Consider the following 23,722-nt stretch of genomic DNA (forward strand, 5'->3'; position numbering starts at 1 on the left):
CACGTTTTATCGCCGCCTCCGTAGCAATGATCGCTACGACCGGCCTTCTGCTCAGCGGATGCTCGGCAGGAGCAGCAGACACCGGTGAGAAGCAGCTCACATTCATGTTCCGCGGCGGCGAAGACGAGAAGGCCGCATACACGACGGCCATCAAGGCCTTCGAAGAAGCCAACGACGTCAAGGTCAAGATCATCTCGACCACCGCAGACGACTACGCCACCAAGCTCAAGGCGGCCATCGCCGGCAAGCAGATCCCGGACGTGTTCTACATCGCGCAGGGCGACATCCAGGCCTACGTGAACAACGGTGTCGTCCTCGACATCACTGAGTACGTCGAAGGGTCGGACACCCTCGACCTCGACAACATCTGGGAATACGGCGTCGACAGCTACCGCTTCGACGGCAGCCTGGTCGGCGAAGGCGCCATCTACGCTCTGCCGAAGGACGTCGGACCGTTCTCGTTCGGGTACAACAAGACCATGTTCGAGGCCGCCGGTATTCCGCTGCCCGACGTGGACGTTCCCCTGACGCTCGAGGAGTTCGTCAACATCTCCAAGCAGCTCACCAAGGACCTCAACGGTGACGGCGAGCTGGACCAGTGGGGCACCGGCCTCAACGTGCAGTGGAGCCTGCAGTCGTTCGCATGGTCGAACGGCGCCGACTTCCTCAACGAGGACCGCACCAAGGTCACCGTTGACACGCCCGAGTTCGCCGAGGCGCTGCAGTGGTTCGCGGACCTGTCCAACGTGGAGGGCGTCACCCCCTCCACCGCGCAGGCGCAGACCCTTGACACCTACCAGCGTTGGATGAGTGGCCAGATCGCGTTCTTCCCGGTGGGCCCGTGGGACGTCTCCACGTACGCCGAGCTCGACTTCGACTGGGACCTGATTCCCTACCCGGCCGGGAAGACCGGTGAGTCCGCCACCTGGGTCGGCTCGCTCGGCATCGCCGTCGGCAGCACCACCGAGGACCCTGAGCTGTCCGCCAAGCTTGTCGAGTACCTCTCTGCCGACGTCACGGCGCAGCAGACCTTGGTCGACGCCGGGGTGCAGATCCCGAACCTCAAGGACATGGCCGACACCTGGGTGGCCGACTCGACCACCAAGCCGGCCAACAAGCAGGAATTCCTCGACATCGTCAACGACTACGGTCGTGCGCTGCCGGCGAACAACACCTACAACGCCGAGTGGTACGACGAGCTGTTCACCAACATCCAGCCGGTCCTCGACGGCAAGCAGACCGCCGCCGACTACCTCAAGGAGGCGCAGCCCAAGATGCAGGCCTTCCTGGACGACGCCAACGCCCAGGCCGGTATCGGCTAACACCGCCCGGATGCCGCGGCCGCGCTCTCTACGCGTGGCCGCGGCATCCGCCCCCGGCCCCGGCCGGCCCCCCGCTCATGGAATCACGTCAAGGAAGATCACTGATGTCCACCACAGCTCTTCGCACCAAGCCGCGCCGCTCTCGACTGCACAGGCGCGAGCACCAGGTTGCCCTCGCGTTCATCGCGATCCCCCTGATCGGCTTCCTGCTTTTCACGCTCTACCCGCTGCTGTTCTCCGTCTACGCCTCCTTCACGGCCTGGAATGGGCTGGCCGCTCCGAAGTTCAACGGGATCGACAACTACATCAAGATGTGGAACGACCCGTATTTCGCCAAGGCCATGTGGAACACCTTCTTCATGATGATCGGTATCCCGATCGGCCTGGTGCTCTCGATGGCGTTGGCCCTCGGGCTCAACCGTAAGATGCGCGGCACCACGTTCTTCCGCACCGTCTACTACGTGCCGGTGATCTCTTCGATCGCCGCAATCGCCATCCTCTGGCAGTGGGCCTACAACGGCGACTTCGGCCTGGTCAACCAGGTTCTGGACCTGTTCGGCATTCAGGGACCCAACTGGCTGGCGAACAAGGACACCGTCAAGCCGGCACTGATCATCATGGCCACCTGGAAGGGGCTCGGCTACTCGATGCTGCTCTACCTGGCTGCCCTGCAATCGGTGCCGCGCTACCTCTACGAGGCCGCAGCGCTCGACGGCGCCGGCACCTGGGCTCAGTTCCGCCACATCACCCTCCCGATGGTTCGACCGGTCACCTTCTTCCTCGTGGTGACGAGCATCATCGGCGGCTCGCAGATCTTCATCGAGGTCAACATCATGACCCCGACGGGCGGTCCGGAATTCAGCTCGGCGACCATCGTCTGGTACATCTGGCGGCAGGCCTTCAACAACCTGCACATGGGCTACGCGTCATCGATGTCGATCGTGCTCGGTCTGATCATCTTCGTGATCACCGTCATCCAATTCAGGCTCAACCGCCGCAACCAGTTCTCGATCGACTGAGGCCGCCACCGTGACTACATCAACCTCCCTGCCCGGCTCCATTCCGAGCGCAGCTCCCCTCCTGGCCCCCGACGGGGCACTCCCACCGACCTCAGGTGGCCGCCGTCTCCCGGCGCCGAACCGCAAGCGCGGCGTCTCGCGCACCACCAGCTATTCGATCGGCAATGTGATCGTCACGATCATCCTGTCCATCGGCGCTGTGGTCATGATCGGCCCGTTGCTCTGGACGTTCTCCACCTCCATCAAGACCCAGGAAGCGATCTTCTCGCTGCCGCCGCAGTGGATCCCCGACCCGATGGTGTGGGAGAACTACCTGCGGGTCTGGTCGGCCGGTCCGCTGCTCAGCGGCATCCGGAACAGCTTGATCGTGGCGGGTACCGTCACCGTGGTCGGATCGGTCACCTCCTCGATCGCCGCGTTCGCTTTCGCGAAGATGCGGATGCCGTTCAAGAACGCCGCATTCCTGATGCTGCTGGCCGGCCTGATGATCCCGTTCCCGACCATCATGATTCCGCAGTTCATGGTCTTCGCCGAGATCGGTTGGGTCGACACCCTGCTGCCGTTGATCGTGCCCGGCCTGTTCGGCAACATCATCATGATCTTCTTCCTCAAGCAGTACCTCGAGAACGTGCCGGACTCGATCATCGAGGCCGCCAAGCTCGACGGCGCCTCCTACCTGCAGATCTTCTTCAAGCTGATCTTCCCGGCCATCCGGCCCGCCATGGCGGCGCAGTTCATCCTCTGGTTCATGGCGGTCTGGAACGACTACCTGGCCCCGATCATCTACCTGAACACGCCGGAGAAGCAGACCCTGCAGCTGGTGATCGCGAGCTTCAACGCCCAGTACGCCAGCCAGACCGACTACCCGCTGATCATGGCGGCGTCCTTCATCGCCCTGCTGCCCGTGCTGATCGTGTTCATCATCTTCCAGCGCCAGATCATCGAATCCGTCGCCCTCACCGGCGGGAAGGGCTGATCATGTCGGTTCTCGACCAGACCCTGCCCGGCCAAGCGCGACCCGGCCAGGCGCTGCGCAGCCTGACCCCGGCGCCCGCCGGCGACCCGGCCGACTGGGGCACCCGCAACGCCCACGACCCCACCGTCGTGCGCGACACCGACGGCACCTGGTACATGTTCTCCACGGATGCCGCCGCCGGCGCCGATGCGGTGGCGGCCGGCGTGCACGTGCGCCGGTCGACCGACCTCGTGCACTGGTCCTTCGTCGGCACCGCCCTGGACGGCGTGCCCGGGCCCGCTTTCGAGTGGAGCCAGGCGCCCGGGCTCTGGGCTCCGGAGGTCGTGCGCTGGCCGACGGCCGGCGCCTCGACCGCCGCCGCATCCGATGTGAAGTGGCACATGTACTACTCGGCCTCCACCTTCGGTTCGAGCACGTCCGCCATCGGCCTGGCCGTGGCGAGCCGGCTGGCCGGACCGTGGGAGGACCGCGGCATCGTCGTGGCCACCCGCGCCGGAACCGACAGCCAGAACGCGATCGACGCGGCCGTCACCGTCGACAGGTCCGGCACCCCGTGGCTGACCTACGGGTCGTTCTTCTCCGGCATCTACACGCTGCCGCTGAACCCGGCGACCGGCCGGCCACAGACGCCGGGCGACCTGGGCACCGTCATCGCCCGCCGGCCGGTATCGGTGGACCGGGCGATCGAAGGCGCCTTCATCGTCTACCGCCGAGAGGAGGACCGCTACGTGCTGTTCTCCTCCTACGACTCGCTCTTCGACAGCTACAACGTACGGGTGGCCGTGGCCGAGGAGATCACCGGCCCGTACACCGACCTGCTCGGCCACTCGATGACCGACCTCGACACCGATCCGGCGCTGATCGGCACCAAGGTGCTCGGCAGCCACCGGTTCGGCGACGACACCGGCTGGCTCGCCCCCGGGCACAACTCGATCCTGACCGAGCCGGGCCTGCCCGGCACGGGCGCTGCCGCCGATGCAACAGCGTCAGCCTGCCGCGCCGACGAGTACTTCATGGTGCACCACGTGCGCTTCGCCGACGACCCCAGCCAGCACGTTGTGCAACTGCGGCGCACCTTCTTCACCGAAGCGGGGTGGCCCGTCGTCTCGCCGCAGCCGTTCGCCGGCGTCGATGCGGAGCGCCTGGCCGCGCCGGTGAGCCTGGCCGGCCCGTGGCGCGCGGTGCGTCTGGCTCCAGAGTCGACCGCGCTGGTGAATGCCGACCCGGTCACCGTCGCAACGGCGCCCACGGTTCTGGTTCCCACGGATGCGCCCGAGCGGCTCTTCGACGGGCGCACCGAACGCGTGCGGCTGGTCGTCGGCGGCGCATCCGGCACCGAACTCGACGCCGTGGTCTTCACCAGCTGGGACTGGGCGAACGCCCGGCCCGCCCTCTCCTTCAGCGGCCTCACCGCCGACGGGGTGGCCTGGTTCGGCACGAGTGGCGCCTGAGATGGACGACTACGCCATCGGCTGGGCCGGGAAGGTGATGCACTGGCTGCGGTTCGCGATCGCGCTCGTGGTGATCAACCTGCTCTTCCTCGCGGGCACTCTCGCCGGGCTGATCGTGCTGGGCGTGTTCCCGGCGGCCACGGCCGCGGCGATCCTGCTCGGCAGGCTGCGCGCCGGCCAGCCCAGCGACAGGCTGGTGCGGGACTTCATCACCGCCTACCGCGCCCAGTTCTGGCACCTCGCGGTCGTCGCGATCCCGTTCCAGCTCGCCACGGTACTGGTGTTCCTCGACCTGGTGGCTTTCCAGACCACTGCGGTGGCGGGCAGCCCGGTCAGCGCAGTGCTGCTCGTGCTGCTGGTCGTGGTCTCGGTCGGCACCCTGCTGGCGGCGTTCTCCGCGATCATCATCTGCACCCGCTACCGCGACTCGGCCCGCTCGATCTGGCGGTACGCGTTTGTGCTGCCGTTCGTGTCCCCGCTGCTGAGCCTGTCGCTGATCCTGGCGCTGGGCGCGCTCACGCTGGCCCTGTTCCAGTTCGGCGTGCTGGTGCCGCTGATCGGCGCCTCGGCGCCTCTGTTCGTGGCGGGCTGGCTCATCGACCACCGGCTCGCCGCCCTCGACGCGGCGCACCCCGCGCACGGCGCGGTGCGCAACGAAGACGGCGCACTGTCACTCGCGCCCAGCCGGCGTGCGTCGCCGGCCTGAACAGCCCACCCCACCGCCTTTTCTCGTTTCACTCGACTTCGCCCCACCTCGTCAACGCTGCACAGATAGGACACGATCTCCATGACCACCGCACGAATCAGTATCGACCGCACCAATGTGGTCGCCACCATCAACCGGCGCATCTTCGGCTCCTTCGTGGAGCACCTCGGTCGCTGCGTCTATGACGGGATCTTCGAGCCCGACCACCCCACCGCCAACGAGGACGGCTTCCGCCTTGACGTGGTCGACCTGGTCAAGGAGCTGGGCTCCACCACCATTCGCTACCCCGGCGGAAACTTCGTCTCCGGCTACAAGTGGGAAGACGGCGTCGGACCCCGCGACCGGCGCCCGGTGCGCCGCGACCTGGCCTGGCACTCGCTGGAAAGCAACCAGGTGGGCCTGGAAGAGTTCGGCCGCTGGTGCGAACTGACCGGCTCCGAACTGATGATGGCCGTGAACCTCGGTACCCGCGGCATCGAGTCGGCGCTCGACCTGCTCGAATACGCCAACGGTGAGGCCGGCACCGCCCTGGCCGACGAGCGCGTCGCCAACGGCAAGACCGAACCGTACGACATTCGCATGTGGTGCCTCGGCAACGAGATGGACGGCCCCTGGCAGGTCGGCCACATGTCCTCCGACGACTACGGCAAGATCGCGGCCCGCACCGCCTCGGCAATGAAGACCGCCGACCCGTCGCTGGAGCTCGTGGTCTGCGGATCCTCCGGCTCGGCGATGCCCACCTTCGGCGAGTGGGAGCGGGTCGTGCTCGAGCACAGCTACGAGTCGGTCGACTACATCTCCTGCCACGCCTACTACCAGGAACGCAACGGCGACCTGGCCTCCTACCTGGCGTCGTCGCTGGAGATGAAGTACTTCATCGACACCGTCGTGGCCACCGCCGACCACGTCAAGCACAAGCTGCGCAGCAAGAAGACCATCCAGCTCTCCTTCGACGAGTGGAACATCTGGTACCTCGACGAGCACCAGGCCTCCGAGGAGGTCAACGACGAGTGGCGTTTCGCGCCGCGTCAGCTCGAGGACGTCTACTCGGTGGCGGATGCCGTCGTGCTCGGCAACCTGCTGATCACCCTGCTGCAGAACCACGACAGGGTCGGCTCGGCCTCTCTGGCACAGCTGGTGAACGTGATCGCCCCGATCATGACCGAACCAGGCGGAGACTCCTGGCGCCAGAGCACATTCTTCCCCTTCTCGGTGACCTCCAGGCTCGCCCGCGGCGAGGTGCTCACGCCCCGCATCACCGTCGACACCTACGACACCGCGGTGTACGGCGCCGCACCGCTGGTGGACTCGGTCGTGACCGCTGACGCCGAGACCGGCACGAGCGCGGTGTTCCTGGTGAACCGCAGCCAGACCGAGTCGATCGAGGTGGCCATCGACGTGTCCGGGCTCGGCGCATCCGTCATCACGGAAGCCGTCACCCTGAACGACGCCGACCCGTACGCGAAGAACACGCTGGCCGACCAGAACCGGGTGGGCCTGAAGGACCTCACCGGTTCGGTCCTCGCCGACGGCACGCTCACCGTGACGTTGCCGCCCGTCTCATGGTCGGCGATCGCGCTCGGTTAGGACGAGCGGGTCAGGCGGGCACGCCCGCGGGCCTGTTCGTCCTGACCCTGGCCGCGGTCGTCCTGTTCGTGCTGTGCGGATGCTCGGCCGAGCAGGGCGCCCGCGAGCTCAGCGGTGACATCGCCACTCACGACCCCGCCTACGTGGCCGGGGTCGAGGGGGACGCGTCGTACGTGTACTCGACCGGCAACGGGCAGGTCGCGGACGGCAACATCCAGATCCGCCGGTCCATGGACGGGCTGGATTGGGAATACGTCGGCGAGGTCTGGCAGGAGAAGCCGGACTGGCTGGTGGAGGCGGTGCCCGGGGTGGACAACCTGTGGGCGCCGGAGCTCTACCAGCACGACGGCACCTGGTACCTCTACTACTCGGCGTCGCTATTCGGCACGAACACCTCGGTGATCGCGCTGGCGACCAACAGCACCCTCGATCCGGATGCGGCCGACTACGCCTGGGTGGACCGGGGCGAGGTGATCACCTCCGTGGGCACCGACTACAACGCGATCGACGCCGGGGTGGTCGAGGATGCCGAGGGCACGCCCTGGCTGAGCTTCGGCTCGTTCTCGTCCGGGCTGCACCTCGTCGAACTCGACTGGCCGAGCGGGCTGCGCGCCGACGACGCCGACCCGGTGCTGATCGCGGACCGCAACTTGGCCGTGAACGCTCTCGAGGCGCCGTTCCTGCTCGCGCACGACGGCTTCTACTACCTGTTCTTCTCGCGGGATTTCTGCTGCCGCGGCGTGGACAGCAGTTACAACATCGCCGTCGGACGGTCCGAGACCGTGGACGGACCGTACTTGGACGCCAACGGCGCCGCGCTGCTGGATGACGGCGGCACCCCGGTGCTCTCCGGCGACGGGGACCGGGTCGGCCCCGGCGGCCAGTCGGTGTCCGGCGGCACCCTCGCGTTCCACTACTACGACGCCAGCCTGGACGGCGCCTTTCAACTCGGCCTCATTCCGCTCGGCTGGGACGACGGCTGGCCGGTCGTGGCCTGGGAATAGCCGCCCATTTCTTCCGAACTAGCCACAGGAGTCCTCATGCCCATCACCGGACCCGTCAGCCCCCTCGCCAGGGCACACGGCGTCCTCCGTCCGCTGCCCCTCGACGCGGTGAGCCTCACTGGAACCGGGCAGCTCGCCAGCTGGCAGCGGGTGAACCGGGACGCCACCCTGGCGCACTGCGTGCGGCAGCTCGAGGAGTCGGGGGCGCTGGCCAACCTGCGGATCGCGGCCGGCTTGGAGAGCGGGGTCTTCCGCGGCTTCGTCTTCGCCGACTCCGACGTCTATAAGGTGCTCGAGGCCATCGGCTGGGAGGCCGGGCGGGCCGGTGGCGGCGCCGAGGTGTTCGTCTCCTTCGTCGATGACACCGTGGCGCTGCTGCAGGCGGCGCAGCAGGACGACGGTTACCTGGACTCGTTCTTCCAGGTGGCCAAGCCCGACGAGAAGTTCGCCGACCTTCGTTGGGGCCACGAGCTGTACTGCCTCGGGCACCTGCTGCAGGCCGGGGTGGCGTGGCAGCGCACCCGTGCCCGCACCGACCTGCTCGAGGTGGGGCTGCGGTTCGCCGGCCTGGTCGAGCAGCGCCTCGGCGCCGGCGGCGTGGACGCGGTCTGCGGGCATCCGGAAATCGAGACAGCCCTGGTCGAGGTGTACAGGGTGACCGGGCAGCGGCGCTGGCTTGAGCTGGCCCAGCGCTTCGTCGACCTCCGCGGCCACCGGAGCGTGGGCGAGGACCGGTTCGGCTACGGGTACTTCCAGGACCACGAACCCGTGCGCACGGTGCCCGGCGCCACCGGGCACTCGGTGCGCCAGCTGTACCTGGCCGCCGGCGTGGCCGACGTCTATGCCGAGAACGGGGAGCCGGAGCTGCTCGCCGCCCTCGAACGAATCTGGTCCGATGTGCACCGGAGCAAGATGTACGTCACCGGCGGGCTCGGCTCCCGGCACCGCGACGAGGCCTTCGGCGACCCGTTCGAGCTGCCGCCGGATCGGGCATACTCCGAAACCTGCGCCGCGATCTCCAGCGTGCAGTTCAACTGGCGGATGCTGCTGCTCACCGGCGAGGGCCGGTTCGCCGACGAGATCGAACGCGCGCTGTACAACGCCGTCGCCGGGTCGACCACGAGCGAGGGCACCGCGTTCTTCTACTCCAACCCGCTGCAGGTGCGCACCCACCGGGACGGCGCACACGAGCAGGCTCCGGCCCGCCGGGTGGGCTGGTACGACTGCGCCTGCTGCCCGCCCAACCTGGCCCGACTGGTCTCGTCGCTGCAGCACTACGCGGCGACGACGGCTGCGGGCTCCCTGCAGCTGCACCTCTACGAAACCGGCACCATCGACCTCGGCGGGGTCGGCGGGGCGGCCACCGTGGCCCGGATCCGCACGGGTTACCCGGTCGACGGTGTCGTGGCGATCGAGTTCGACGCGCCGTTCACCGGTGGCGAGGTGGCGCTGCGAGTGCCCGCCTGGGCGGAGTCCTGGCGGCTGACCGTGAACGGGGAGGCGGCTTCTGCGGCGGTGTCGGCCGGCTACCTGCGGGTGCCGGGGGCGGGCATCCGCTCGATCGAGCTGGTGCTGGACATGCCCGTGCGGCTGCGGCGGGCACATCCGCAGGTGGATGCGGTGCGCGGCTGCGTCGTGGTGACGCGCGGGCCGCTGGTCTACGCGCTCGAACAGGCCGACCTGCCCGGGTCGCTGGTGCTCGAGGACTTCGTCGTGGATGCCGCCGCCGCCGCCGAGCTGGGCCCGGTCGACGCGGATCTGGGCGTGCCGCTGGTGCGAATCACCGGGGCGCGGCGGGCGCCGGACGCGGGGGAGCTCTACCCGGTGGCTTCTGGCGACCGGTCTCCCGGCGGCGATGCCATCACCGTGACCGCGGTGCCGTACTACCGGTGGGGCAACCGCGCGCCCGGGGGCATGCGCGTCTGGATCCCCACCAGCTAGCCGTACCCCGCCATCCGCGCACTCGGCCCACCTCGCGAAAGCGGTGATGTGGTTGCTTCAGCTCGCGCGAGCTGACCGTTTCCCCGCTTTCGCGAAACAACCGCACCCTGCCCTCGGCCAATGAGACCCCAAGTAGGTCGCGAAAGCGGTGATGTGGTTGCTTCGGGTCGCGCGAAGTGACCGTTTCCCCGCTTTCGCGACACAGCGAACGTACGAAAGCGGGGTGCGGAGCTAGGCGCGGTGCGCGGCGTACTGGGCGCGGATGACCGGGCGGAAGTCCGGGGTGGGGTGCGCCTCGACCGCCACCGACCAGGCCGGGCGGGTGCCCGTGAGCGACCAGGCCGCCTGGGCGGCACCGCCGTCGGCGACGTACTCGCCGGGGGTGGGCACGGCCACCGGTGCATCGAACACCTGCGCGGCGATGAACTGCACGGCCGGGTTCTGCGCCGCTCCGCCGATCAGCAGGATGCGTTCGACGCTGACTCCCTGCGCGCGCACGGCGTCCAGCCCGTCGGCGAGGCCGCACAGCAGCCCCTCGATCGCAGCCCTGGCCAGGTTCGGCCGGGTGGTCGAGGTCAGGGTCATCCCGAACAGGGAGGCCGTGGCGTCGGGCAGGTTGGGGGTGCGTTCGCCCTCGAAGTACGGCTGCAGGACCAGGCCCTGCGCGCCGGGCTCGGCCTCCAGCGCGAGCCGGCCCAGTTCGTGGTGGTCGACGCCGAGCAGGCCGGCAATGGAGTCCAGAATGCGGGCGGCGTTGAGCGTGGCGATCAGCGGCAAGTGCAGCCCGCTGGCGTCGGCGAACCCGGCGACGGCGCCGGAGGCATCCTCGCTGGGCACCGCGGTAACGGCGAAGACCGTGCCGCTGGTGCCGATCGACACGATCACGTCGCCGGCCGCAGCGCCCAGGCCCAGGGCGGCTCCGGCGTTGTCGCCGGCTCCCACACCCACGACGAGACCGGCGGGAACCCCGGGCAGGGCCACCGTGGTGCCTGCGGTCTCACCAGGGCCGAGCACCCGGGGGAGCACGGCGTCGTGGCCGAGCCCGCGCACGAGCAGCTCACGGTCGTAGTCATCGAGGGCGGCCGAGAAGTAGCCGGTGCCGCTGGCATCCGACCGGTCGGTGGTCAGCGCGGTCAGCACGGGGCCGAGCTCGCTCTCACCGGCCGGGCCGTAACCGCGCAGCCGCCAGCTGAGCCAGTCGTGCGGGAGGGCGACGGCGGCGACCCTGGCGGCGTTGGCCGGTTCGGCCTCCCGCAGCCAGCGCAGTTTGGTGACGGTGAACGAGGCCACCGGCACGAGGCCGGTGCGGCGGGCGTATTCGGCGGCGCCGACCTCATCGATCAGGTCGGCGGCGGCCTGCGCGCTTCGGGTGTCGTTCCAGAGCAGGGCCGGGCGGATGACGCGGCCGTCCTCATCGAGCACGACCATGCCGTGCTGCTGCGCGGCCACCGACACGGCGGCGACGTCGTCGAGACCGCCGGCCTTCTCGACGGCGGCCAGCAGGGCATCCCACCAGGCGGCCGGATCGACCTCGGTGCCCACGGGATGACTCGCCTTGCCGGTGCGCACCAGCGCGCCCGTCTCGGCATCCCGCACCACTATCTTGCAACTCTGCGTCGACGAGTCGACTCCGGCAACCAGCGCCATGGCGCACTCCAAACCTCAAAAATCCGCGGTGGGTCGGCGGCGTCCTCGCCGTCGCCCGGGGGCTCACACATAAAATGTTCTGGGTCTAAACATATTCGGTCTAGCGGGGATGTTCAAACGCTTGCGGGCCCCCGCGGCATCACGCAAGGGGCTCCGTGCCGCCCGCAGCGGGCGGGCGGCACCCTCAGGACAGGGTGAGCAGCCGGCAGACGGTGGCGACCGCGCGCTCCAAATTTGCCGCGCCATCGGCGAGGGCGCTGGGCAGGTCGGCGACACCCGGCAGGATGGGCACCAGTGCGGCGAAGCCGTGGTCGTAGAGCACCTCGGCGCCGGGGCCGATCCGGCCCGCGAAGGCGACGACCGGGACACCGTGCACGCCGGCGGCCTCCGCAACACCCAGCGGGGTCTTTCCGCTCAGGGTTTGGGCGTCGAGGCTGCCCTCGCCCGTGAACACGAAATCGGCACCGGCGATCCGGTCGGCCAGGTGCACGGCATCCATCACGACATCCACACCGCGGCGCAGCTCGGCCGGGAAGAACGCCAGAAAGGCGGCCCCGAGTCCACCGGCAGCTCCGGCGCCGGGCTGGTTGGACACATCCGTGCCGGTCAGGGCGACGATCACGGTGGCGTACACGCCCAACGCGGCGTCGAGCTGGTGCACGGTGGCGGGGTCGGCGCCCTTCTGCGGGCCGAAGACGGCGCTGGCGCCGGCGGCTCCGAGCAGCGGATTCGTGACGTCACTGGCGATCTGGAACGTGCTGCCGGCCAACCGCGGGTCGACGGCGGACAGGTCGATCCGGTGCAGCCGCGCCAGGGCCGCACCGCCGCGCGGCAAGTCCGCACCGGCCTCATCGAGCAGGCGGGCGCCGAGGGCCTCGAGCATCCCGGCGCCACCGTCGTTGGTCACCGAGCCGCCCAGACCCACGATGAACCGCGTCGCACCACGGTCCAGGGCGTGGCGGATCAACTCGCCGACCCCGTAGGAGCTGGTGATCTTCGGGTCCCGGTCGGCGACGGCGACCAGGTCGATCCCGGCGGCGGCGGCGATTTCGATGATGGCGAGGTGCTCGGAGCCGACGTAGCCGTACCGGGCCCGAACGGAACGTCCGAGGGCGTCGTGCACCGGGGCGCTGACGAGCACACCGTCGAGGGCATCGGTGAGGGCCTCCGTGGTGCCTTCCCCACCGTCGGCCATCGGCGCGGCCACGCAGTCGGCGTCGGGAAACACCGACAGCACACCGCGTCGCATGGCGGCGACGGCCTCGGGCGCGGTCATCGATTCCTTGAACGAGTCGGGGGCCAGAACGAATTTCATGGGATCGATCCTCTGTGGAAGCGACGAACGCAGGGACGAGGGCGACCCTCTTCCCGCCCGGACGCCCGGTTCTCGACACGGTACCGCATGCCGATCCCCGGTTCGTCAGTGGGTTGTCGCTCCACGCCCCTCGGCAGAAACGGACTAGCCTCGCCTCATGGTTTCCCTTGATCCCCGGCCCACCGGCTCGCAGGCGCTCCTCCTGTCTCCTCTCACCCTCGGCACGTCCGGCTGGTCGCCGCGGAGTGCTGCCGAGACCAGCGCCATGGATGCCCTGGCCGCGTCCTGGGCGGCCGGCCGGCTCAGCACGAACGTCATCGACACCTCCAACATCTACGGCGACTCACACTCGGAAGGGGTCATCGGCAAGGCGCTGGTCGGCACTGTCGGCCCGGGACTGGTCGTGCAGACCAAGCTCGACCGCGACGTGGCGCGCAACGACTTCTCGGCGGCGCAGATGGAGAGATCTCTGCAGCAGTCGCTCGACCGGCTCGGCCTCGAATCCGTCGACATCCTTTTCCTGCACGATCCCGAAAACGTCGGCTTCGAGAGCGTCATGCAGCCCGGCGGTGCCGTGGATGCGCTCGTGGCCATGCGGGACCGCGGTGTGGCCCGGTACATCGGTATCTCGGGCGGACCTGTCGCGATGATGCGCCGTTTCGTGGACACCGGCCTCTTCGACGTCCTGATCAATCACAACCGCTTCACCCTGGTGGACCGCTCGGCGCTGGGCCTGTACCAGGCGGCCAGGGACCGGGGCATGATCGTGGAGAACGCGGCCCCGTTCGGCGCCGGGATCCTCACCGGCGACCCCCGGTTCGCCGGCACCTACGCCTACGGCCCGATCCGGCCGGAGACCCAGGCCGCCGTGGACGCCGTCACCCGCATCGCGGCCGACGCCGGGATCCCGCTGGCCGCGCTCGCCTTGCAATTCAGCCTGCGGCATCCGCTCGTCGACACGACCGTGCTGGGCGTGCGCACGAGGGAGCGCTTCGACGAGGCCGTCGCCCACGCCGCGATCGACGTGCCGGATGCGGTCTGGGCCGAGCTGGACACCATCCTCGCGAACTGAGAGAAAAGCACCCACAACTCGGGCAAAGTCAAGCGGTCTAAGCAACGCCGGTGGTTTGTGCTGCTGTGAGCAGCTGGGCTAGCCGGTTGGCTGGGGTTTCGAGGCCGAGGGTGGGTCGGGGCCGGCGGTTGAGTTTCGCTGCGACGCGAGCCAGATCGTCGGCGGTGTGGCCGGAGAGGTTCGAGCCTTTCTCGAACCAGAACCTCAGCAGCCGGTTCGTGTTCTCGTTGGTTCCGCGCTGCCAGGGCGAGTGCGGGTCGCAGAAGTAAAGCTTGGTGTCCAAGGCAAGTTGGATGCGCTCGTAGTCGGCCAGTTCCGTGCCGCGGTCCCAGGTCACTGAACGGCGCAGGTGATCGGGCAGGTGGCGCATCTCGCGGATCATCGCGGTCGCGACTTCGTCGGCCGTGTGAGGCCCGGGCAAATGCAGCAGGATCGTGAACCGGGTGCTGCGTTCTACGAGGGTCCCGATCGCGGACGAATCGTCTCCGCCGCCGATGATGAGGTCACCTTCCCAATGCCCCGGAACGGCCCGATCGGCGACTTCCGCCGGTCGCTGGCTGATCTTCAACGCGTCCTTATAGGGACTGTTCGATTTGCGGTCCGTGGAGTGCGGAACACGCTTCGTGCGCTTCGTCGAGAGACTTTTAGCCAGATCAGCTCGTAGTTCTCCGCGGGTTTGCACGTACAGCGCATGGTAGATCGTTTCGTGGCTCACCTGCATAGTCTCGTCACCGTCGAAGTAATGCGCCAACATCGCCGAGATCAATTTCGGGCTCCACCCGTCATCCATCCAGACCTCGATCAACTCGCAGAGCGCCGCGTTGTCGACCAACTTCAGCCGTTTGGGCCGATGCCGGGCCTGGTGTGCCTTGGTATGCGCGACGGACGCGTAGTAGACGCCATCAAGGCTGGTGTTGCGGTGCACTTCCCGCCAGACCACGGACTTGTTCCGACCGATTTCCCGGCCGATCTCGGCGTAGCTCAGGCCCTTGCGACGGCCGAACTGGATCATCGCGCGCTCGGCCAACGTCAACGCCCGACCGCCCTCCACACCACCGCCCGGTGCGGGATCGGCGACGCCACCAACAACGGATCTCGGAGCACTTAGGGCCATGCCGCCAGACTGCTGCCACCACTGCGTCGCGGTATTGACCGACGCGCCCAACGAGGCCGCAGACACCCGCAAACCACCCCCAGAGCAGACCAAATCCACGAACCTCGTCCGCGTTCCCGCCGGAAAAAGCTTGACCATCCAACACTCCTTGAATCAGAGCGTTGCTACGACCGTATGACTTTGCCTCGGGCGAAGGTGCCTACCTCACGGTTCGCGGGTGGGGGATGCGAGAAAGCCCCGGCCGGAAGGTCCCGGCCGGGGCAGATGGTGCGGGTGGAACGGTCGAACGAACCTGCTGGTTAGCGGGCGCCGAGCAGGTGCTCGAGGGCCAGCTGCTGCAGGCGAACGAAGCCGAAGCCCTTGCCGCCGAAGTACTCCTCCGGAGCGAAGTCCTCGTAGGCGCTCTTGTCGGCCAGGAAGTCGTCGTAGCTCTCGCCGTCGGACAGAGTGGTCTGCGACAGTTCCGGCACGCGCGATGCGGCCAGCTGCTCCTGCACCTCGGGGTCGGCGCGGAAGGCCGCGGCACGCTCCTTGAGCAGCAGGTAGGTGCGCATGTTCGCGGCGGCGGAGTCCCAGACGCCGCTGATGTCCTCGGTGCGGCTCGGCTTGTAGTCGAAGTGACGCGGGCCGTCGTAGGACGGGCCACCGTTCGGGCCGCCGTTTTCGAGCAGGTCCACCAGCGAGAACGCGTTCTGCAGGTCGCCGTGGCCGAAGACCAGGTCCTGGTCGTACTTGATGCCACGCTGACCGTTGAGGTCGATGTGGAACAGCTTGCCCTGGTAGAGCGCCTGGGCGATGCCGGCGGTGAAGTTCAGCCCGGCCATCTGCTCGTGACCGACCTCGGGGTTGACGCCGACGAGTTCGGGGCGCTCGAGGGTGGTGATGAACGCCATGGCGTGGCCGACCGTGGGCAGCAGGATGTCGCCGCGCGGTTCGTTGGGCTTGGGCTCGATGGCGAAACGGATGTCGTAACCCTTGTCGGTGACGTAGTCGCCGAGCAGGTTGACAGCCTCGCGGTAGCGGTCGAGGGCGGCGCGGATGTCCTTGGCCGCGTCGTACTCTGCGCCCTCACGGCCGCCCCACATCACGAAAGTCTTGGCGCCGAGCTCAGCGGCGAGGTCGAGGTTGCGCATGACCTTGCGCAGGGCGAACCGGCGCACGGCGCGGTCGTTGGAGGTGAAGCCGCCGTCTTTGAAGACCGGGGCGCTGAACAGGTTGGTGGTGATCATCGGCACGATCATGCCGGTGTCGGCGAGGACCTGCTTGAGACGGTCGATCTCCTTCTGGCGGGCGGCATCCGTGGAGCCGAAGGCGAAGAGGTCGTCGTCGTGGAAGGTGAGGCCGTATGCGCCGAGCTGAGCGAGGCGGGTGACGGCTTCGACGGTGTCCAGCTGCGGGCGAGTGGGTCCGCCGAACGGGTCAGACCCGTTGTATCCGATGGTCCACAGGCCGAATGAGAACTTGTCGGCGGGGGTGGGGGTGAGTGACATGACTGTGCTCCGATTCAGCTTCATTGGCGATTTGTTGCTATGACCAACATATTACACACCCGCGGCCCATCCGTACAGTTGCCCGCACGGGCCGCAGGAAAACCCCCGGCCACAACATATTCGCCGGAAGTCGGTTTTTGCGCCTCCTCCCGCCACTGACCCTGTCGAACGGTTTCGACGATTCCCGTCGCAATTGGAGCCCTCGAGAGGGTGCGTCATCATGCCAACCCCCCAAACAGGGGCATTTCCTGTTTTGCCCCTAGGCAAACCGAGAAGGTACGAGATAAGTTCTGTCCGTCAACAAAGGCCGCATTTGCGCGGTGGGTCAATCACAGCGATGTCCCGTTACAAGGAGGTAACCCTGACACGCGTTCGCCCAGTGCTGGGGGAGCGGGCGACAAGATTTCCTCCTCTGGCAGTCCACCGGCATACCGGTGACTGCGGTGACTGGCAGCTCTCAGAGAGGAAAGCTCCAACTATGTCCAAGACCAAGAAAATTCTCGCCCTCGCGGCCACAGGCATCTTCGCCCTGTCGCTCGCGTCCTGCGCCAGCGACGGTGAAACCACCGGAGGCGGCGATGCAGCCGCCGGCGGTACCGAGTGCAACGTCGGCATCTCGATGCCGACCCGCAGCCTGGAACGCTGGATCAACGACGGTGAGCAGCTCAAGGCGCTGCTCGAAGAGGCCGACTGCACCGTCGACCTGCAGTACGCCGACAACAAGACCGACCAGCAGATCAGCCAGATCCAGAACCAGGTCGCCGGCGGATCGAAGATCCTCGTTGTGGCCGCCGTCGACGGCCAGGTGCTCGCGCCGGTGCTCGCCGAGGCCAAGAAGCAGGACGCCACCGTCATCGCCTACGACCGCCTGATCAACGGCACCCCTGACGTCGACTACTACGCCACCTTCGACAACTACAAGGTCGGCCAGCTGCAGGGCCAGTTCCTGGAGACCCAGCTCGACCTGGCCAACGCGACCGGGCCGATCTCGATCGAACCGTTCGCCGGCAGCCCCGACGACAACAACGCCAAGTTCTTCTTCTCCGGCGCCTGGGACGTTCTGCTGCCCTACGTGGAGAGCGGCGTCCTCGTCGTTCCGAGCGGCCAGTCACCCGCCTCCAACGACGACTGGGCCTCGATCGGCATCCAGGGCTGGGCCAGCGACAAGGCGCAGTCCGAAATGGACAACCGTCTGTCGTCGTTCTACACCGGCGGCGACAAGGTCGACGTGGTGCTCTCCCCGAACGACAGCCTGGCCATCGGCATCATCGCCTCGCTGAAATCGGCCGGCTACGCACCGGGCACCGACTACCCGCTGATCACCGGACAGGATGCCGACAAGGCCAACGTCAAGGCGATCCTCGACGGTGAGCAGTCCATGACGGTCTGGAAGGACACCCGCACGCTCGGCGAGCAGGTGTTCACCATGATCGAGGAGATCGTGGCCGGCGACGAGGTCACCGTCAACGACACCGAGACCTACGACAACGGCGAGAAGGTCGTGCCGTCGTTCCTGCTCGACCCCGAGGTCGTCGTCAAGGACGATGTGCAGACCAAGCTCGTCGACTCCGGCTTCATCAAGGCATCGGATGTCGGCCTCTAACGAGCCGACCCTGGCCGGCCTGTTCGTTCCGAGCAGGCCGACCTCCTAGCCGGGCACCCGGGAAACCGGGTGCCCGGCCCATCAGCAAACAGGAGAGCGCAGTGGAGCATTCGATCATCCTCAGGATGAACAACATCGTGAAGGACTTCAATGGGGTGAAGGCCCTCGACGGTGTTTCCCTCGAGGTCACGAGGGGGCAGGTGCACGGCATCTGCGGGGAGAACGGCGCCGGCAAGTCCACGCTGATGAAGGTCCTCAGCGGGGTGTACCCGGCCGGCAGCTTCGACGGCAGCATCGAGTTCGAGGACCACGAGGTGGCCTACAAGACCATCAACGACAGCGAGCACGACGGTATCGTCATCATCCACCAGGAGCTGGCGCTGAGCCCGTACCTGTCGATCGCGGAGAACATCTTCCTCGGCAACGAGAACGCCACCCGCGGGGTGATCGACTGGAACAAGACCAACCGTGAGGCCGCCCTGCTGCTGGCCCGGGTGGGCCTGGACGAGAACCCGGCCACCAAGATCCTCGAGCTCGGCGTGGGCAAGCAGCAGCTCGTGGAGATCGCCAAGGCGCTCTCCAAGCGGGTCAAACTGCTCATCCTCGACGAGCCCACCGCGGCCCTGAACGACGAGGACTCCACCCATCTGCTGGGCCTGATCGACCACCTGCGCACGCAGGGCATCACCTGCATCATCATTTCCCACAAGCTCAAGGAGATCAAACGCATCGCCGACACCGTCACGGTGATCCGGGACGGCAAGACCATCGAGACCATCGACATGGCAGGGCCGGATGCCACGGAGGCTCACATCATCCGCGCCATGGTCGGCCGGGACCTGAACAACCTGTTCCCGCCGCGGGAGCCCGCCGTGGGCGCCGAGGTGCTCAGGGTGGAGAACTGGACAGTGCACCACCCCGTCGACGTGGCCCGCAAGGTCGTCGACGGCGCCTCCTTCACCGTCAACGCCGGCGAGATCGTCGGCTTCGCCGGGCTGATGGGCGCCGGCCGCACCGAATTGGCGATGAGCATCTTCGGCCGCTCCTACGGCACCAACATCTCCGGGCAGGTCTTCAAGGACGGCACCGAAATCCAGATGCGCACCGTGGGGGAGGCCATCGAGCACGGCTTCGCGTACGCCACCGAGGACCGCAAACGCTACGGCCTCAACCTGATCGGCGACATCACCGTCAACGTGTCCGCGGCCGCCCTGGCCAAGCTGGCCAAGTACGGCGTGATCGACAAGCACCGCGAGTACAAGGTCGCCGACTCCTACCGGCAGAAGATGAACATCAAGGCGCCGTCGGTCACCTCGATCACCGGCAAGCTCTCCGGCGGTAACCAGCAGAAGGTGGTGCTGTCGAAGTGGATCTTCTCCGGCCCCGACGTGTTGATCCTGGACGAGCCGACCCGCGGCATCGACGTGGGGGCCAAGTACGAGATCTACGGAATCATCAACGAGCTCGCGGCGCAGGGCAAGGCGGTCATTGTGATCTCCTCCGAACTGCCCGAGCTGATCGGCATCTGTGATCGCATCTACGCGATCTCGGAAGGAAAACTCACCGGCGAGGTCGCCAAGGCCGACGCGTCGCAGGAAACACTCATGCACTACATGACCGCAGGAAAGGACTGAGCGCGATGACCACCACCACGCCAGCGAGCAAGGCGCCCACAGAACCACCCGTCAAGCGCCGGATGCCCAAGCTCTCGATCAACCTTCGCCAGTACGGCATCGTCGCCGCCCTGGCCGTGATCGTCATCCTGTTCCAGATCCTCACCGACGGGCGCCTGTTGCTGCCCGGCAACGTGAACAACCTCATCCAGCAGAACGCCTACGTGCTGATCCTCGCGATCGGCATGGTCATCGTGATCATCGCCGGCCACATCGACCTGTCCGTCGGCTCTGTCGTGGCCATGGTCGGCGCTGTCGCCGCGATCAGCATGAACAACTGGGGTCTGCCCTGGTGGGGCGCGGTCCTCGTGTCGCTGCTGGTCGGCGCCCTGGTCGGCGCCTGGCAGGGCTACTGGGTGGCGTTCGTCGGCATCCCGGCGTTCATCGTCACCCTGGCCGGCATGCTCATCTTCCGCGGCCTCACCCTGGTACTGCTCACCGGCGGAACCATTAGTGGCCTGCCCGCCGAATTCACCGCGATCGGCGCCGGCTGGCTCCCGTCGTACCTGGGCGAACTGGCCGGGCGCGACGTGCTCACCCTGGCGCTGGGCATCCTCACCGCCGTGGCCCTGATCGTCTTCCAGCTGCGCACCCGCGCTACCCTGGCCCGGCTGGACCTGCCGCGCGAACCGCTCGCCTCGATGTGGACCAAGAACGGCATCGCCGCCATCGCGATCGTCTGGTTCGCCTGGTTGCTCAGCGACTACAGCGGCACCCCGATCATCCTGATCGTGCTCGCCGCCCTGATCCTGATCTACAACTTCGTGCTCAACCGCACGGTGTTCGGCCGCCACGTCTACGCCATGGGCGGCAACCTCTTCGCCGCCGTGATGAGCGGGGTGAAGACCAAGTGGGTCAACTTCTACATCTTCGTGAACATGGGCGTGCTGGCCGGCCTGGCCGGTGTGGTCTCGACCGCGCGAGCCGGCGGCGCCGTCGCCTCGGCGGGCCAGAACTACGAGCTCGACGCCATCGCCGCCGTCTTCATCGGTGGTGCGGCCGTGCAGGGCGGCGTGGGCACCGTGGTCGGTGCCGTGGTCGGTGGTCTGGTGATGGGCGTGCTCAACATGGGCCTGTCGATTCTCTCGGTGGATGCCGCCTGGCAGATGACAATCAAGGGCCTGGTGCTGCTGCTGGCCGTCGCGTTTGATATCTTCAACAAGCGGCGCGCCGGAGGACGATAGCACTGACGCCACCCGGCGGTGCTCTGTCGGGCCCGCACCCGAAAGGACCGTGACCCACCCGTGAGCCAAGCGTCACCCACCCTGGGTGTTCGGGGCGGCACCAGCAACGACCAGCTCCGGCGGTACAACCTGTCGATGGTCATGACGATGCTGCACCACGCCGGTGGCTGCTCCCGAGCCGAGCTCACCAAGCGCACCGGACTGAACCGGTCGACGATCGCGGCCCTGGTGGCCGAACTCGTCGACCTGGGCATGGCGTTCGAGGTGGAACCGGAGAGCGTGGTGGGCCGGGTGGGCCGGCCCAGCCCGCAGGTGGTGCCGAACCCGGGGCTGGCCGCGATCGCGGTCAACCCCGATATTGACGCCATCACCGTGGGACTGGTGGGACTCGGCGGTGAGGTGATCCGGCGCATCCGTTTCGACACCACCCGGGTGCCCACCGTGGCCGAGGCTATCAACGCGGTCAAGGCCATCGTCGACGGCATGCGCGGTGAGATCGACCAGAGCTACAGCATCGCCGGGGTCGGCGTGGCGGTGCCGGCGCTGGTGAACTCCGCGGACGGCCGGGTGCTGATCGCCCCGCACCTGGGCTGGCGCGACGTCAACCTGGCCCGCGATCTGGCCCGGGTGCTGGACTACCCGGTCTTCGCCGGCAACGACGCCAGCCTCGGCGCGATCGCCGAGAGCATGTTCGGCGCGGCCCGCGGCATCAACGACCTGGTCTACCTCAACGGCAGCGCCAGCGGAATCGGCGGCGGCCTGATCATCGGCGGCACACCGCTCCGCGGCACCAGCGGCTACGCGGGGGAGCTGGGCCACACCCTGGTGAACAGCGCGGGGGTGCGCTGCCACTGCGGCCGGATCGGCTGCCTGGAGACCGAGGTGAGCATGGCCAGGCTTCTCGCGGTGCTGAAGCTGCCGCGCGCCGACCTGGACGACCTCGACATCGCGCTCGGCGTCTCCCGCGACCCGGCCGTGCTGGCCGAGGTGCGCCGGCAGATCGAGCTGCTCTCCGAGGCGATCTCCAACTTCGTGAACCTGTTCGACCCCGAGATGGTGGTGCTCGGCGGGTTCCTCGGCTCGCTGCTCTCGGTGGGCCGGGAACAGCTGACCGCGGCGATGATCGTGCGCTCCATGAGCAGCATCGGCCACACCGTGGCCATCGAGCGGGCCAGCCTGGGCTCGCACCTGATGCTCGTGGGCGCCGCCGAGCTGGCCTTCGCCGACCTGCTCGACGACCCGGCCGGCTTCGTGCGCGGTCGTGCTCCCCGCCGCTGACCGGCAATTGTTGCCCAATCGGACTTCTGCGCCCGGCGCACCGGACGCAGAAGTCCGTTTCGGGAACAGTTGGTGTGGTGAGGAGGCGATCGCGGCGGCTCGCGGGGATGGACAACTCGCTGATCTGGCATTTGTCGTCAATGACCACAAACTGCTTGCGTAACTGAGGATGTTTGTCGTAGGCTCCTTCGCGAGGCAGTCGAAACGTTTAGATGAACCGGCCGCTCCTCCGTTGCAGAACCGCAATCGATACCGCAAGATCCGACCGACGATGGAGTCCAGGTGGCCAACATTCACGACGTGGCACGCGTCGCCGGAGTGTCGATCAGCACGGTCTCGTATGCCCTCAGCGGCAAGCGCTCGATCGCGGCATCCACCAAACAGCGAATCGACCAGGCCGTTCTTCAGCTCGACTACCGGGCCAACGCCGGCGCGCGGATGCTCAAGGGCGCGCGTACCAACATCCTGGCGCTCAGCGCCCCGCTGCACGCCGGTACCCACGCCCCGGCCCACATGACCTTCGTGCTCTCCGTGGTCACGGCCGCCAGGCTCTACGACTACGACGTATTGCTCCTCACCCAGGACGAGGCAACAAGCGGCCTCCGCCGGGTGGTGCGCAGCTCTCTCGTGGACGGCATCGTGTTGCTGGATGTCTCCACCGCCGACCCGCGCACCGACCTGGTACGAGAGCTGGGCCTGCCTGCCACGGTGATCGGCATCCCCAAGGACACCGACGGGCTCACCTGCGTCGACCTCGACTTCGAGCGCGCGGCTGTGATGGCCGTGCAGCGTCTGGTCGACCTCGGTCACCGCGTGATCGGCCTGGTCGGCCAGGCTCCCGCGGTCTACCAGCGCGGCTCGAACTTTCCGCCGCGTTTTCGCGATGCCTTCCTGGCTGAGGCCGCCCGCCTGGGCGTCACTGCGGCCTTCACCCCGGCGGCGGAAGAATCCGCCGGCGTGCGGTCGGCCTTCGACAGCCTGACGGACGCGCTGCCGGGCATGACCGGGCTGGTCATGCACAGCAACGAGCCCGTGCAGTCAATGGTGCTCGAGTTGCTCAGCCAGCGCGGTATCAGAGTGCCGACCGACCTCTCCGTGGTCTCGGCCTGCTCCAGCTTCTCCACCGACCATCTCACCCCGCCTCTCGACGTCATCCCACTGCCGGCTGACCAGTCCTGCACTCGAGCAATCGAGCTCACGATGGCCCAGTTCGACGGCGACGCCGAGCCGCACGTCGAGTTCATCGAACCGACGTATGTCGAACTCGGTTCGACAGCCCCCCTCACCCGCCTCTAACTCAACGGAAAGGATTTCGGCAGCGCCACTGTCGAAACGTTTCG

The 23,722-nt window shown here is 67.6% G+C and carries 18 protein-coding genes; 14 read left to right on the forward strand and 4 right to left on the reverse strand.

Translation table 11 applies throughout. The features are described 5' to 3' along the window. Window positions 1-26: 26 nt before the first annotated feature. The 8 genes from B7495_RS01925 to B7495_RS01960 all read left to right on the forward strand — a co-directional run bounded on the left by B7495_RS01925 (window position 27) and on the right by B7495_RS01960 (window position 10,006). Window positions 27-1,322, forward strand: a complete 1,296-nt coding sequence (locus tag B7495_RS01925) for a sugar ABC transporter substrate-binding protein (RefSeq protein WP_370028216.1) — start codon at window positions 27-29, stop codon at window positions 1,320-1,322. A 104-nt stretch (window positions 1,323-1,426) separates the two neighbouring features. Then, window positions 1,427-2,341: a carbohydrate ABC transporter permease gene (locus B7495_RS01930; RefSeq protein ID WP_165791122.1), complete on the forward strand. Its 915-nt coding sequence runs from the start codon at window positions 1,427-1,429 to the stop codon at window positions 2,339-2,341. 10 nt (window positions 2,342-2,351) lie between these two features. Further along, window positions 2,352-3,317 carry a carbohydrate ABC transporter permease gene (locus B7495_RS01935; protein ID WP_240632350.1) on the forward strand — a complete coding sequence of 322 codons (966 nt, stop codon included), beginning with the start codon at window positions 2,352-2,354 and terminating at the stop codon, window positions 3,315-3,317. Between the two features lie 2 nt (window positions 3,318-3,319). Beyond that, window positions 3,320-4,768, forward strand: a complete 1,449-nt coding sequence (locus B7495_RS01940) for an arabinan endo-1,5-alpha-L-arabinosidase (protein ID WP_088455095.1) — start codon at window positions 3,320-3,322, stop codon at window positions 4,766-4,768. A 1-nt stretch (window position 4,769) separates the two neighbouring features. Beyond that, window positions 4,770-5,474, forward strand: a complete 705-nt coding sequence (locus tag B7495_RS01945) for a YesL family protein (protein WP_088455096.1) — start codon at window positions 4,770-4,772, stop codon at window positions 5,472-5,474. Between the two features lie 81 nt (window positions 5,475-5,555). Continuing rightward, the gene (locus B7495_RS01950; RefSeq protein WP_088455097.1) at window positions 5,556-7,061 is read left to right on the forward strand and encodes an alpha-N-arabinofuranosidase; all 1,506 of its coding nucleotides are present in this window, start codon (window positions 5,556-5,558) and stop codon (window positions 7,059-7,061) included. Next, on the forward strand, window positions 7,037-8,065 hold the full coding sequence (locus B7495_RS01955; protein ID WP_088455098.1) for an arabinan endo-1,5-alpha-L-arabinosidase: 1,029 nt from the start codon (window positions 7,037-7,039) through the stop codon (window positions 8,063-8,065). The genes B7495_RS01950 and B7495_RS01955 overlap by 25 nt, the downstream gene beginning before the upstream one ends. Window positions 8,066-8,101: 36 nt before the next feature. Then, window positions 8,102-10,006, forward strand: a complete 1,905-nt coding sequence (locus B7495_RS01960) for a glycoside hydrolase family 127 protein (RefSeq protein WP_088455099.1) — start codon at window positions 8,102-8,104, stop codon at window positions 10,004-10,006. Between the two features lie 231 nt (window positions 10,007-10,237). Here B7495_RS01960 and xylB read toward each other — a convergent pair whose 3' ends face one another. Both xylB and B7495_RS01970 read right to left on the reverse strand, forming a co-directional pair. Then, window positions 10,238-11,653, reverse strand: a complete 1,416-nt coding sequence (gene xylB / locus B7495_RS01965) for a xylulokinase (protein WP_088455100.1) — start codon at window positions 11,651-11,653, stop codon at window positions 10,238-10,240. Between the two features lie 184 nt (window positions 11,654-11,837). Further along, a complete protein-coding gene (locus B7495_RS01970) occupies window positions 11,838-12,968 on the reverse strand; it encodes a glycerate kinase (RefSeq protein ID WP_088455101.1) in 1,131 nt (376 codons plus the stop codon). A 157-nt stretch (window positions 12,969-13,125) separates the two neighbouring features. Here B7495_RS01970 and B7495_RS01975 point away from each other — a divergent pair, with 157 nt between their 5' ends. Next, window positions 13,126-14,040: an aldo/keto reductase gene (locus tag B7495_RS01975; RefSeq protein ID WP_088455102.1), complete on the forward strand. Its 915-nt coding sequence runs from the start codon at window positions 13,126-13,128 to the stop codon at window positions 14,038-14,040. 37 nt (window positions 14,041-14,077) lie between these two features. On the opposite strand, the gene B7495_RS01980 is transcribed toward B7495_RS01975, so the two are convergent. Both B7495_RS01980 and xylA read right to left on the reverse strand, forming a co-directional pair. Continuing rightward, entirely contained in the window at window positions 14,078-15,292 is a 1,215-nt protein-coding gene (locus B7495_RS01980; RefSeq protein WP_088455027.1) for an IS30 family transposase, read from the reverse strand. A gap of 161 nt (window positions 15,293-15,453) precedes the next feature. Further along, complete coding sequence (gene xylA, locus B7495_RS01985; RefSeq protein WP_088455103.1) at window positions 15,454-16,644, reverse strand: xylose isomerase; 1,191 nt, start codon at window positions 16,642-16,644, stop codon at window positions 15,454-15,456. 478 nt (window positions 16,645-17,122) lie between these two features. Here xylA and chvE point away from each other — a divergent pair, with 478 nt between their 5' ends. The 5 genes from chvE to B7495_RS02010 all read left to right on the forward strand — a co-directional run bounded on the left by chvE (window position 17,123) and on the right by B7495_RS02010 (window position 23,678). Beyond that, window positions 17,123-18,247 (forward strand): multiple monosaccharide ABC transporter substrate-binding protein, encoded by a 1,125-nt coding sequence (chvE, locus tag B7495_RS01990; protein ID WP_088455104.1) that lies wholly within the window; start codon window positions 17,123-17,125, stop codon window positions 18,245-18,247. A 125-nt stretch (window positions 18,248-18,372) separates the two neighbouring features. Next, window positions 18,373-19,881, forward strand: coding sequence for a multiple monosaccharide ABC transporter ATP-binding protein (gene mmsA / locus B7495_RS01995; protein ID WP_088457834.1), 1,509 nt, complete (start codon window positions 18,373-18,375; stop codon window positions 19,879-19,881). A gap of 5 nt (window positions 19,882-19,886) precedes the next feature. Beyond that, on the forward strand, window positions 19,887-21,104 hold the full coding sequence (gene mmsB / locus B7495_RS02000; RefSeq protein WP_088455105.1) for a multiple monosaccharide ABC transporter permease: 1,218 nt from the start codon (window positions 19,887-19,889) through the stop codon (window positions 21,102-21,104). Between the two features lie 60 nt (window positions 21,105-21,164). Beyond that, the gene (locus tag B7495_RS02005) at window positions 21,165-22,382 is read left to right on the forward strand and encodes an ROK family protein (protein WP_240632351.1); all 1,218 of its coding nucleotides are present in this window, start codon (window positions 21,165-21,167) and stop codon (window positions 22,380-22,382) included. A gap of 300 nt (window positions 22,383-22,682) precedes the next feature. Continuing rightward, a complete protein-coding gene (locus tag B7495_RS02010; RefSeq protein WP_240632352.1) occupies window positions 22,683-23,678 on the forward strand; it encodes a LacI family DNA-binding transcriptional regulator in 996 nt (331 codons plus the stop codon). Window positions 23,679-23,722: the final 44 nt, after the last annotated feature.

Origin of the sequence: Cryobacterium sp. LW097 (genome assembly GCF_002205495.2) — a bacterium.
GTDB lineage: Bacteria > Actinomycetota > Actinomycetes > Actinomycetales > Microbacteriaceae > Cryobacterium > Cryobacterium zongtaii.